Genomic DNA, 11,859 nt, shown 5'->3' on the forward strand with positions numbered 1-11,859 from the left:
ATGCTGTGGCTCGTCGTCGGTGTGGTCCTGATCGGACTCGGCCTCGCGGGAGTACGGTACGCGCCGGCCATCGTCGAGGCCCAACACCGGCAGGGAATGACTCCATACGCAGGCGAGGAGTCACTCGAGGACGACGACCGCGTTTCGGTAACTCGGGGTGTCGGCGTCGTCGCCGTCCTCGGTGGACTCTTCGTTGTGGCGTACAGCGTCGGTGTTTTCTGAAAGACGTTACCTTCGGCTTCTGTGTGCTCGGGTGAGATGCAAGACGATCGTGTAACCGACGACCGAGAGACCGACCGCGATCACCAGATTGCCGATCACGAGCTGGCGGGCGACGGCCCACGCCGATTCGGCCGCCGTCTCCTCTAGCGGGATCGGGTCCGTGCCGAGTACTGTCGCCCCCGTCTGCAGACTCGCGACGTACACCGCCGGTTTGACGAACGGGTTGAGCACTGCGACCGACGCGAAGATGGCGGGCTTACTGATCCACGACCAGATCGAGACGAAGACGAAAAACAACCCGACGCCGAGACCGCCCGTGGGAAGCGCCGTGACGAAGATCCCGATCGCAAAGCTGGAGGCGACCTGATGTGGCGTATGCTCTTCTCGAAATGCGTCGGTGAGCTCACGCCGAACTCGGTCGCGGTATCGGGCGAATCGTTCCCACAACATCCCCTGGCGATCCCACAGATGCAGAACGCAAAAAGGTGTCGAGACGAACTGTCGCCGAACTCGTCACGGGAAGCTGCCGGCTTCCTCGAAGGCGTCGGCGACGCGCTGAACGGCGACGACGTACGCCGCAGTTCGTGGATTGTCGAGGTCGTACTCCTCGATGGTTTCGACGAGTCCGTCGAACGCCTCGACGATGACAGCCTCGAGTTCGGCGTTGACTTTCTCCTCGGTCCAGTAGAATCGCTGGCTGTTCTGGACCCACTCGAAGTAACTGACGGTGACGCCGCCAGCGTTCGCGAGGATGTCCGGGATCACGAAAACGTCCTTATCCTCCAGGACGGCGTCGGCCTCGGGCGTGAGCGGCCCGTTTGCGGCCTCGGAGATGACGTCGGCCTGGACGTCTTCCGCGAGCTCCCCGTCGATCGCGTTCTCGAGTGCCGCGGGAATCAACAGGTCGACGTCGAGCGTCAGGAGGTCCTCGTTCGTGAGTTCCTCGTCGGCGTTTGGATAGCCGACGACACTGCCGGTCTCGTTTTTGTGGTCTTTCGCGGCGACTGGATCGAGCCCGTCGGCGTTGTAGATACCGCCGCTCGAGTCGCTTACGGCGACGACCGTCGCACCCATCTCGTCGATCAGTCTGGCGGCGATCCAGCCGGCGTTTCCGTACCCCTGGACGGCGACGGTCGCCCCCTCGAGATCCATATCGAGGTACTCGAACGCCTCGCGTGCGGCGAGGACGGTCGATCGACCGGTCGCCTCGACGCGGCCCTCACTGCCGCCGCTGGCGAGGTTCTTCCCCGTGATGACGCCGGGTTCGGTCGTGCCCTCGAGTGTCTCGTACGTATCTTTGATCCAGTTCATCTCCCGCTGACCCGTGTTCACGTCGGGTGCGGGGATATCCTTGTCTTCGCCGATCAGCGGCGTGAGTTCGACGGCAAACGCGCGAGTCAGACGCTCGAGTTCGCTCTCGGAGTAGTCGGCTGGATCGACGATGATCCCACCCTTTCCACCGCCGAGGGGAATGTCGACGATCGCGGTCTTGTACGCCATCCACCCGGAGAGTGCCATGACTTCGTCCTGTGACACCTGTGGGTGATATCGGATGCCGCCCTTGTACGGACCACGGTCGCCGTTAAACTGCGACCGGAACGCCTTGAACCGCTCGAGTGACCCATCGTCGAGTTCGATCGTGAGGTTCGTCTCGAGCACTCGCTCGGGATATTTGAGTCGTTCGATGACGTCGTCGCCGATGTCGAGATAGGCTGCAGCCTCGTCGATCTGTGACTGCAGGCTTTCGAACGGGTTAGCGTCTTCAGCCATTGTGGACCGATTCCGGCGAAACAAAAATAAGTATGCCGAATGTCGGTCGTGATGGATCTTAGTCAATATAATGTATACTTATGCAATTATATAGTGACGAATCAATGCCCACGTGCCTTCTAACCTGACGGTTCGTCAAGAGCGTCGGATGGGAGAGAACAGTTCGTTCGCTTCTCCCGTCAACTATTCGACTCCCTGTACCGACTCACTTCGCTCCCGAATCCGTCGAGCTCGTTCGATCAACGGCGCGTCGATCATCTCGCCGTCGACCTCGAAAACGCCTCGATCGTCCGCGTCGGCCTCCCGTTTGGCCTCGAGGACGGCGTTCGCCCACTCACGTTCCTCCTCGCTGGGCGTAAACGCCTCGTTGATCGGATCGACCTGTGCGGGATGGATCGCCAGTTTTCCGTCGTACCCAAGTTTGATCGCGAACGCCGTCTCCTCGACGATGCGGGTTTCGTCTTCGAACGCCGTGACCGGGGTATCGATCGCGTTACACCCGTATGCGGCCGCAGCCACGACGACGCGTTGTCGTGCGTACAGCACTTCTTCGCCCCCACGAGTTCGCTCTGCACCGAGGTCGGCCGCGAGATCCTCGGCACCGAAGACCAGCGCCTCGGTGGCTGTCGCGGCCGCGATGTTCGGTGCGGCGAGGACTCCCCGGGCGCTCTCGATCAACGCGAATACGGGGACCGAGACGCCGTACGTACCGAGGGCGTTCGCCAGGTCTCGGACGTCCGTCTGTGAATCTGCTTTCGGAAGGAGGACCCCGTCTAACCGAATATCGTCCGCATCAGTACCGAGAATCGCTTCGAGGTCCGTTTCGTACTCGTCCGGCGACGGGTTCACCCGGACGCAAACCTCCGCGGACGGGTCGAATGCCGGATCGCCGAGAACGCTCCGAACCGCCTCACGAGCCTCCGCCTTCCGGTCGGGCGACACCGCGTCCTCGAGGTCGAAGACGAGCGTGTCGGCACCCGACTGAGGTGCCTTTCGAAGCATCTCCGGCCGATCGCCAGGCGTGAACAGCAGGCTCCTGCGGACCATATCCACACTCCGGGCAGTACGGACGTGAAAGTACGGGTTGCTCACCGATGGACGACGGTGGTCGGCGACACCGATCGGGAGCCCTTCCTTCTAAGCCACTCGACGTGGTCGACGTGCTCGTGAGTATCGAGAGTGTCAATCCGGCTACCGGCGAGGTAGTCGACAGCTACGACGAGACGTCGGAGTCCCAACGAGAGGATCGACTCGAGCGAGCAACCGAAACGTACGCGGAGTGGCGCGAGACGCCGATCGAACGCCGGCAGGGACTACTGTCCGAGGCGGCCGACGTGCTCCGTAGGAACGTCGAGGAGTACGCGACGCTCATGACCGAGGAGATGGGCAAGCCGATTGTCCAGTCACGCGCGGAGGTCGAGAAGTGTGCCTGGCTCTGTGAGTACTACGCCGAACACGCCGCGTCCCACCTCCAGGACGAGGTCGTGGCCAGTGCACCCGAGGCTCGAACGGTCATCGTCCACGAACCCCTCGGGCCGGTCCTCGCGATCATGCCGTGGAACTTCCCGTTCTGGCAGGTCTTTCGCTTCGCCGCACCCACCCTCGCGGCCGGAAACGTCGGCCTCCTGAAACACGCGTCGAACGTCCCGGGCTGTGCGCGCGCAATCGAGGACGTCTTTCGAGAGGCCGGCTTTCCGGAGGGCGCGTTCACCACCTTGCTCATCGGTTCGGACGCAATCGACGCGGTGGTCACCGACGACCGGATCGCTGGCGTCACGCTCACCGGCAGCGACGGGGCCGGCCGAGCGGTCGGCGAGACGGCAGGACGCGAACTCAAAAAGAGCGTCCTCGAACTCGGCGGCAGCGACCCGTTCGTCGTCCTCGAGGACGCGCCGATGGACGAAACCGTCCAGGCCGCCGTTCAGGCCCGACTCCTCAACTCGGGCCAGTCGTGTATCGCCGCAAAGCGGTTCGTGGTCGTCGACGACGTCTACGACGAGTTCGTCGATCGGTTCGTCGAGGCGATGGACGAACAGGTCGTCGGTGATCCGACCGACGAGAGGACGGACGTCGGTCCGCAGGCGCGTCCGGATTTGATGGACGAACTCCACGAACAAGTCGAGAAGACGCTCGAGGCGGGCGGCGAGTGCCGTCTCGGCGGCGAGCCCATCGATCGAGAGGGGGCGTTCTATCCGCCGACGGTGCTCACGGACGTTCCCGAGGACGCACCCGCGGATCGGGAGGAACTGTTCGGCCCAGTAGCGACGGTGTTTCGCGTTCCCGACGAAGCGGCCGCGATCGAGAAGGCAAACGACACCCGGTTCGGCCTCGGGGCGAGCGTCTGGACGGAGGATCTCGAACGCGGCGAACGCGTCGCTCGACGGTTCGAATCGGGACTCGCGTTCGTCAACGAACTCGTCAAATCCGATCCCCGGTTGCCCTTCGGCGGTATCAAAGACTCGGGTTACGGGCGAGAACTCGCCGAGGACGGCATCACGGAGTTCGTCAACACGAAGACGATCTGGGTCCAACGCGCGGGCGGGGCGGGGACCGAGATGGTGGAGTGACGCGCCGGTGGGAGGGTCGATCAGTTGATCGTGGTGTGATCGGACTCCTCGTTCAGAGCGAGGTTCGCGGCGATTTCCGCGTTTCGCATCGCGTACTGGGCAGTCTGTTGGAGGCTGACGAGTACCTCACGTACCCGGAGCAACTCCTCGTTTGGCATCTCCGGGAGTCCCGAGAGGATCTCCTGTTCCCGGTCGGCGATCTCGTGGAACAACATCCTCACCTCGTTTGATTTGTCGTAGTCGCGTTCGACGGCCGATTCGACTGCCACCGACGTGATCTCGTCGACGAGTTCGTTGAGTTCACGAATCTCACGCATCACCGAGCTATCGACGTCGAGCGTGTGGCCGTCGGTCTCGAGGACGATGTCGGCGATGTCCTCACCGTTGTCGGCTGTCAGTTCGAGATTCTTCGCGATAGAGCGGTAGCCGATCAGCGGGAACCCGGTATCGAGGCCGACCGCTCGAGCGAGGTTCGGATTCTGGTAGGCGGTAAAGATCAGTCGCAACAGCAAGACGAAGATTTTGTTCGCCTGTCGCTCCCGGTTGAGCGCGCGCTGGGCGAGATCCGGATTTCCGTGAGCCAGCGCCTTGATCCCCTCCCCTCGCATGGTCTGTCCGGTTCGCTCGAGACGCTCTAAGAGGTTGTCGAGCGTGAAGTCTTCGGGGTCGACCGAACACCGGATCGAGATGCTCTCTGGGGTCTCCTCGATGACGCCGAGACCCATCAGCTGGGTTTCGGCCTGATAGACCGCGTTGATGTGTTCCGACTCGAGGGCGCCGTCCTCACGCTCGATGCGGATGACGCGCCGGCCGAGGACGTACTGGGCGACGATCGCCCGTTCGACGGCACTCGCATCGAGGTCGTCCGCGTGGATAATCGCCTCCGTTTCCTCGGAACTCGCCGACTCCGGCATCACCGTCAGTGTTCCTTTCCCACTGGTTCGAAGCGACACTTCGTCGCCTTTCTCGACGTCGTGTTCCGACGCCCACTCCGCAGGGAGGGTCATCGCGAGCGTCGATGGCCCGAGTCGCTGCACTTTCCGCGTTTCCATACACCCCCTATGGAAGGCCGTACCTTAATATTGACTATATTGGCATTACTGAACGGGATAATCGTTATATGGTTATCTTACAACCGAGTTTCGACCTATCCCTTATACAAAATCTATCGACCTAGATGAATATCACACGCGGTCGCTCCGATCGCTCTGTGATCGAGATTAGACGAGTCGGATCAACCGAGTCGTAAACCGCCCCGTCCGAACCTGCGTCCAGCCCCGGAGATCTTCGTCGATCGATTCGTCGTCCGTATCGGTTCGCAACATCTCGAGACCGTCGAGTTTCGCGCCGGTCGCGACGATTTCGATGTCGTCGGCTCGATCGATCACCGCCGGTGAAATCTGGTGGTTCCCGCGGCCGAAGACGAACCCCTGGCCGCCGATCGGCGAGACCACGATCGTCACTGGATCCTCGAGCACCTCGAGAACGTCGGCTTCGGCACCGTCGCGGACGAGCAGTTCTCCGTCCCGCCAGACGTCGACGCCGAGAGGTGACGCGTCGATTTCGAGTTCTGCCTCGATCGCGCCGACCGTCCCGCCCGGGCCGAAGACGTACGTCCGATCGGGATCGATATCGCGGGCAACCCCCTCGGCCAGGGTGTCGACGCTGCCACTGGCGAGCTGTTTGCTCGACTGAACGGTCGGCGCGACCGGGACGTCTGCGACGGCTTCGAGACGGGATTTAACCTCACCTTCCCGATAGGCGGCCTCGTCGATGTCGTTGACCTCCCTGGGTTCGACGCGATCGAACTCGGCGACAGTCCTGCCGACGTTCCCGGGAGTCACGGCGAACACTGACGAGTAGATCTTGACGCCAGCAGGAACCCCGAGGATCGGAACGTCCGCCCCCTCTTCCTCGAGCGTCGTGGCGACATCGGTGGCAGTTCCGTCGCCGCCGACGAAGAGGATCAGGTCGACCCCACACTCGAGGAACGCTCGAACGGCCTGGTGGGTATCCGCCGCGGTCGTACCAGCCTCCGCCGGATCGATCTCGCTCGGTGGCCCGTCGGCCTCGCGTCGATCCCCGCTAGACGGGTCGCCTTCGACGTCGGCACCACTCCCGTCGGCCGACGGATCGTACACCACCTCGGGCTCGTATCCCGCGTCCACCGCAGCGTACTCACCCATCACGCCGGCGGCAGTGTAGACGCTGAGCGTCGGCAGGCGACTGAAGAGCGACTCGAGCGCCTCGCGGGCCCGATCCGGTGCGCGCGCCTCCGCGCCGCGGTGTTTGGCCTCCTCGAGAGTGTCGTCGGTTCCCTTCAGACCGACCCGTCCACCCATTCCCGCGATCGGATTAACTACGACGCCGATCGATTCCATACTCGAGCATAGGTGAGACACTCCTAAAGCCGTGTGGATCTCCACCACGGCGTCGTTTCTGAAAGACTAAGAGGGATGGGCAGTGATCCACGCATATGACCGAACTCACCCACGGTATTCTCAACGCGGAGCCAGTATTGCCCATGGATCTGGTCGGCTGGGGAACGTTGCTCCTGGCGGTGCTCGTCACCGTCGTCTGGCTCGTCTACCTGTACCGATAGCTGCTACCGGTCGTCGTCGGTCGTTTCGACGCGGTTACGAAGCCACGAGGCTGCTTCGCGGACGGTCGTTTCGTCCACGTTTTCGATCTCGACCCGGACGGACTCCCCCGGATAGCTCCCAACGGAGACGTCGAACTCCTCGCGCAGTCGTTCGAGGCGATCCAGCAAGGCGCTCTCGGGTTCGTCCGCGACGACGACCGCCCGGTGGGTCGGCGTCCCGACGAACTCGGACTCGATCGTCTCGAACATCGCCCGCATTTCGTCCGGCACGCCGGGAAGTACGTACACTCCCTCGAGAGCCGCACCCGGCGCGACGCCGACCTCGTTGTGGAGTGGGCGTGCGCCGGCCGGTAACTCCGTCGTCCCCTCGGTCAGGTCCGCGTGCGAGTAACCCTGTTTTTCGAGCCAGGCATCGGCGTCTTCGTGTTCCGTCAGGTCGGTTCCGAGCGCAGCAGCGACTCCGTCCATCGTCACGTCGTCGTGTGTCGGACCGAGCCCGCCGGTGACGATCACCGCGTCGTACTCGGCTCGGTACTCGTTGACGACGCGGGCGATGTCTCCGACCCGGTCGGGAACGGTAGTGACCCGTTCGACCGTCACACCGCGTGTGGCGAGTTGCTCGCAGAGCCACGTGGCGTTCGTATCCGTCGTTCGTCCCGCGAGCAGTTCGTCTCCGACCGTAACGACTGCGGTGTTCATATCGACCCGTTCGGCCCGGTTCGCCAAAGGCATCTCGCCATCTTTCGTACCCTGTCGTGACGGTCACACGAACCACAAGATTCAATCTTGATAATTTAAAATACTACAACGATGCCTCGTTCGAAACGAACCGACTCGGATCCGGCTGGTGTCCTCTCGGCGCTCGGTAACAAGTACAGTGCCGAGATTCTCTGTGCTGCAGGGACCCCCAAGTCGGCCCAGGCGTTGAGTGAAGATATCGAGATCCCGATCGCGACCTGTTACCGTCGCATCGAGGAACTCGTCGACGCAGGCCTGCTAACCTGCGAGGGACGCAAGCTCTCCGAGGAGGGTCGTCGAACGAACATTTATCGACGGACGGTCGACGAACTCGAGGTCGACTTCTCGGGCGACCAACCGGAGTTCTCCCGGAAGCGACGGACCGAGGCGAAAAACCAACTGCAAGATCAGCTCGGAGACTAGTACTTCGACAAGCGTCGACTGCAGGCTTGCCAAAGCACTAGTAGAGCCTCCAGTTAATTCATTCCCAGTTGGGCAGCCCCTCGGAGATAGGCCTGCGCGCCGGTGTCGTGAATCGATTACGTCGTCGAGTAGCTTTAAGTAATCGTACGAGAATACTCGGGTATGACTAAGGGAATACTTAGAGATGGCTCGGCGGCAGCGGTCGACGAGTCAGTCGCCGGAACCCCGCGAACGATCCACGTCGGTCACGACCGGCCGATTCGAATCAGCACGGGACATCGACTCCTCCACCACGACGGGAACTGCGCCCGCCCGCACGGACACAACTACGAAATCGCCGTGACACTCGAGGGGGAACTCACGGCTGAGGGGTGGATCGTCGACAAAGGCGACGTCACGGACGTCATCAAGGAATGGGACCACACGTTCCTCTTGGAGCGGGGCGATCCGTTGATCGACGCCTTCCACGAAAGCGGCGACCGCGACGCGGTTGTCGTTCTCGATCATCCGCCGACTGCGGAGGTGATGAGCGTCGTCCTGGAGAGGAAACTCGAGCGCACTCTGCCGGAGAACGTTCACGGCGTCTCCGTACGGGTTGACGAGACGCGCGAGCTTTGCGGGGAGACCGCTCGCTGAGATGCCCGTCTCCGACAGCACCGACGTCGACGGCACCGGTATCGCTGACAGAAGGACGCTCGGGGGGAACGTCGACGACGAGAGACTGCCGATCAACGAGCTCTTTTGCTCGCTGCAAGGAGAGGGAACGCTCGCCGGCGTCCCCTCGGCGTTCGTCCGGACGAGCGGTTGCAATCTCCGGTGTTGGTTCTGTGACTCCTCTCACACCTCCTGGGAGCCGACTCACGCCTGGCTCGGTCTCGAGGAAATCCTCGCCGAGGTCGAATCGTACGGGATCGACCACGTCGTGTTGACCGGCGGCGAACCCCTGATCCACGATCGGAGTGTCGACCTCCTCGAGAAATTCGCCGACAAGGGGTACCATACCACTGTCGAGACGAACGGAACGATCTATCGGGACGCGCCGATCGATCTCGCATCGATCAGCCCAAAGCTCGCCACCAGTACGCCAACGCCTGATCGGTCGCCGACGGCCGACGGTGCAGACGAGTGGGAGAGCCGCCACGAAGAGAAACGAATCGACCTCGAGTCGCTCTCGAACCTCGTCGAATCGACCGACTGTCAGCTCAAGTTCGTCGTTACCGGCGACGACGACCTCGCGGAGATTCTCGAACTGCTCTCCGCGCTTCGAGAGACGACCGACGCGACGGTCCGAGACGAAGACGTCCTTCTGATGCCCGAGGGGGCGACCCGAGAACAACTCGCGGAGACGCGGACACGCGTCGCGGAACTCGCGTTGAGCCACGGGTTTCGATACTCCCCCCGACTGCACGTCGACCTCTGGAACGACGCCCCCGAAACGTGACCCGAAAATCGATGACGACCGACACGAGTACCGATTCCGACTTCGTCCCCACCGACCAATCCACGGGAGACGACCGCCCTGGCGCGGTCGTCCTCCTTTCGGGCGGGATGGACAGTACCACCGTCGCCTACGAAGCACGCGACCGAGGCTACGACGTCTTCGCCTTGCACACCTCCTACGGCCAGCGCACCGAACACCGCGAACTCGAGTGCGCTCGGACGATCGCCAGGGAACTCGAAGTGGCCGACTTCCTGCGAGTCGAGACGGGTCACCTGGCCGAGATCGGTGCCTCGAGTCTCACCGACGACGAGATGACCGTCGAGGACGCCGACGTCGGCCGTGAGGAGATTCCGTCGTCGTACGTCCCCTTCCGGAACGCGAACCTGCTCTCGATGGCAGTTTCCTACGCCGAGGCCACCGACTGCGAGGCCGTCTTCGTCGGCGCACACAGCGAAGATTTTTCTGGGTATCCGGACTGCCGACCGGCGTTTTTCGACGCCTTCCAGCGCGTCGTCGACGTCGGGACGAAACCCGAAACCGAGATCGCCATCGAGGTGCCGTTCGTGGATCGGTCGAAGACGGAAATCGCAAAACGGGGACTCGAGCTCGAGGTGCCGTTCGAGCACACCTGGAGTTGCTACCGCGAGGATCGGCCCGCCTGCGGAAGCTGTGACGCCTGTGCCTACCGACTGCAAGCGTTTCAGCGACTCGGCGTTCGGGATCCGATCGAATACGCAGAACGTCCTTCCTACGTCGACGGCCGACAATAAGACCGCCGACACCCCGACAGCGAGTCCGCCGCTGGCGGTCGTACTCGGCCCTGATAGTTGAATCGGATATCCCGTCGGGAACCGTCGCCGAGATCAGCGACGATACTCGATATTTGTGTGGATGTAAACCCCCATTCCGGTGAACTATTTTTGATCGTGAACCTGTCACCGGTCATTCGGTCGAGTATCGTGACGAACGTGGGGATCGACGATGGTGTTTGGACATATGGTAAATTCTATCCTCTTTAGAGTATATTCGCCCACAACAATAGAGCTTTAATAGTAGAATCCATTGGTTGACTCGAGTATAAGATGACAGGTGACAACCTGACTTCGGCAGAACAGGCGGTACTCGACGAAATCGAAGAAAAGGGCGTCGACTTCCTTCGATTACAGTTTACCGATATCCTGGGAACGGTCAAGAACGTCGCCGTCCCCGCACGCCAGGCCGAGAAGGCGTTCACCGAGGGAATCTACTTCGACGGCTCCTCCATCGAGGGCTTCGTCCGCATCCAGGAATCGGACATGCGTCTGGTTCCCGACCCGGAGACGTTCGCGGTTCTGCCCTGGAGACAGAAAGACGATAGCGCCGCCGGTCGGATGATCTGTGACGTCTACGATACCTCCACGGGCGAACCGTTCGAGGGCGACCCGCGTCGCGTCCTGAAAGACGCCATCGAGCGCGCCAAGGAGATGGGCTACGAGGTCAACTTCGCACCCGAACCCGAGTTCTTCATGTTCGAAGAGGACGAGGACGGCTACGCGACGACCGAAACCGCCGACCACGGCGGCTACTTCGACGTCGCCCCCAAGGACCTCGCAAGCGACGTCCGACGGGATATCATCTACGGACTCGAGGAGATGGGCTTCGAGATCGAAGCCAGCCACCACGAGGTCGCCCGCGGTCAGTACGAGATCAATTTCGAGTACGACGACGCACTCTCGACGGCCGACAACGTCGCAACCTTCCGCACCGTCGTCCGCGCGATCGCCGCCCAGCACGACCTGCACGCGACGTTCATGCCCAAACCGATCCCGAAGATCAACGGCTCGGGCATGCACACCCACCAGTCGCTGTTCACCGAGGACGGCGAGAACGCCTTCCACGACGAGGACGACGAGTTCGACCTCTCCGACACCGCCCACTCCTACCTCGCGGGTATCTTAGAGCACGCGCCCGCGATCACCGCCGTGACGAACCCGACGGTCAACAGCTACAAGCGTCTGGTTCCCGGCTACGAGGCACCCGTCTACGTCGCGTGGTCCGACCGCAACCGCTCGGCGCTGATCCGCAAGCCCGCCGCACGCGTTCCGGCGGCCTCGCGC

General features: G+C 62.4%; 14 protein-coding genes. 8 read left to right on the plus strand and 6 right to left on the minus strand.

The window, feature by feature from the left end:
* Positions 1-222: a hypothetical protein gene (locus GRS80_RS05930; protein WP_149079917.1), complete on the plus strand. Its 222-nt coding sequence runs from the start codon at positions 1-3 to the stop codon at positions 220-222.
* A gap of 6 nt (positions 223-228) precedes the next feature.
* Here the strand turns inward: GRS80_RS05930 and GRS80_RS05935 are convergent, their stop codons facing one another.
* The 3 genes from GRS80_RS05935 to GRS80_RS05945 all read right to left on the minus strand — a co-directional run bounded on the left by GRS80_RS05935 (position 229) and on the right by GRS80_RS05945 (position 3,039).
* Complete coding sequence (locus GRS80_RS05935; RefSeq protein WP_160046756.1) at positions 229-672, minus strand: DUF2062 domain-containing protein; 444 nt, start codon at positions 670-672, stop codon at positions 229-231.
* Between the two features lie 63 nt (positions 673-735).
* Complete coding sequence (locus GRS80_RS05940) at positions 736-1,992, minus strand: Glu/Leu/Phe/Val dehydrogenase (RefSeq protein WP_160046757.1); 1,257 nt, start codon at positions 1,990-1,992, stop codon at positions 736-738.
* A gap of 183 nt (positions 1,993-2,175) precedes the next feature.
* Positions 2,176-3,039: a CoA ester lyase gene (locus GRS80_RS05945; RefSeq protein ID WP_160046758.1), complete on the minus strand. Its 864-nt coding sequence runs from the start codon at positions 3,037-3,039 to the stop codon at positions 2,176-2,178.
* A gap of 119 nt (positions 3,040-3,158) precedes the next feature.
* Here GRS80_RS05945 and GRS80_RS05950 point away from each other — a divergent pair, with 119 nt between their 5' ends.
* Complete coding sequence (locus GRS80_RS05950; protein WP_343161468.1) at positions 3,159-4,559, plus strand: NAD-dependent succinate-semialdehyde dehydrogenase; 1,401 nt, start codon at positions 3,159-3,161, stop codon at positions 4,557-4,559.
* 20 nt (positions 4,560-4,579) lie between these two features.
* Here the strand turns inward: GRS80_RS05950 and GRS80_RS05955 are convergent, their stop codons facing one another.
* Together GRS80_RS05955 and GRS80_RS05960 are read right to left on the minus strand one after the other, a co-directional pair.
* Positions 4,580-5,611, minus strand: coding sequence for a phosphate uptake regulator PhoU (locus tag GRS80_RS05955; RefSeq protein WP_149079912.1), 1,032 nt, complete (start codon positions 5,609-5,611; stop codon positions 4,580-4,582).
* 168 nt (positions 5,612-5,779) lie between these two features.
* On the minus strand, positions 5,780-6,940 hold the full coding sequence (locus GRS80_RS05960) for an ATP-NAD kinase family protein (protein WP_160046760.1): 1,161 nt from the start codon (positions 6,938-6,940) through the stop codon (positions 5,780-5,782).
* Between the two features lie 95 nt (positions 6,941-7,035).
* Here GRS80_RS05960 and GRS80_RS20915 point away from each other — a divergent pair, with 95 nt between their 5' ends.
* On the plus strand, positions 7,036-7,161 hold the full coding sequence (locus GRS80_RS20915) for a hypothetical protein (RefSeq protein WP_255455249.1): 126 nt from the start codon (positions 7,036-7,038) through the stop codon (positions 7,159-7,161).
* 3 nt (positions 7,162-7,164) lie between these two features.
* Here GRS80_RS20915 and GRS80_RS05965 read toward each other — a convergent pair whose 3' ends face one another.
* A complete protein-coding gene (locus GRS80_RS05965; protein ID WP_160046761.1) occupies positions 7,165-7,860 on the minus strand; it encodes a molybdopterin-binding protein in 696 nt (231 codons plus the stop codon).
* A 111-nt stretch (positions 7,861-7,971) separates the two neighbouring features.
* On the opposite strand from GRS80_RS05965, the gene GRS80_RS05970 reads away from it, so the two are divergent.
* The 5 genes from GRS80_RS05970 to GRS80_RS05990 form a co-directional block, all read left to right on the plus strand.
* The gene (locus GRS80_RS05970; protein WP_149079909.1) at positions 7,972-8,322 is read left to right on the plus strand and encodes a helix-turn-helix domain-containing protein; all 351 of its coding nucleotides are present in this window, start codon (positions 7,972-7,974) and stop codon (positions 8,320-8,322) included.
* 162 nt (positions 8,323-8,484) lie between these two features.
* Entirely contained in the window at positions 8,485-8,958 is a 474-nt protein-coding gene (locus GRS80_RS05975; RefSeq protein WP_160046762.1) for a 6-carboxytetrahydropterin synthase, read from the plus strand.
* 1 nt (position 8,959) lies between these two features.
* The gene (locus GRS80_RS05980) at positions 8,960-9,763 is read left to right on the plus strand and encodes a 7-carboxy-7-deazaguanine synthase QueE (protein ID WP_160046763.1); all 804 of its coding nucleotides are present in this window, start codon (positions 8,960-8,962) and stop codon (positions 9,761-9,763) included.
* 11 nt (positions 9,764-9,774) lie between these two features.
* A complete protein-coding gene (gene queC, locus GRS80_RS05985; protein WP_160046764.1) occupies positions 9,775-10,533 on the plus strand; it encodes a 7-cyano-7-deazaguanine synthase QueC in 759 nt (252 codons plus the stop codon).
* Positions 10,534-10,845: 312 nt separating this feature from the next.
* Positions 10,846-11,859: glutamine synthetase family protein (locus tag GRS80_RS05990; protein WP_235019654.1), on the plus strand; the 1,014-nt coding region annotated here is incomplete at its 3' end.

It is taken from the genome of Natrialba sp. INN-245 (assembly GCF_009807105.1).
Classification (GTDB): domain Archaea; phylum Halobacteriota; class Halobacteria; order Halobacteriales; family Natrialbaceae; genus Natrarchaeobius; species Natrarchaeobius swarupiae.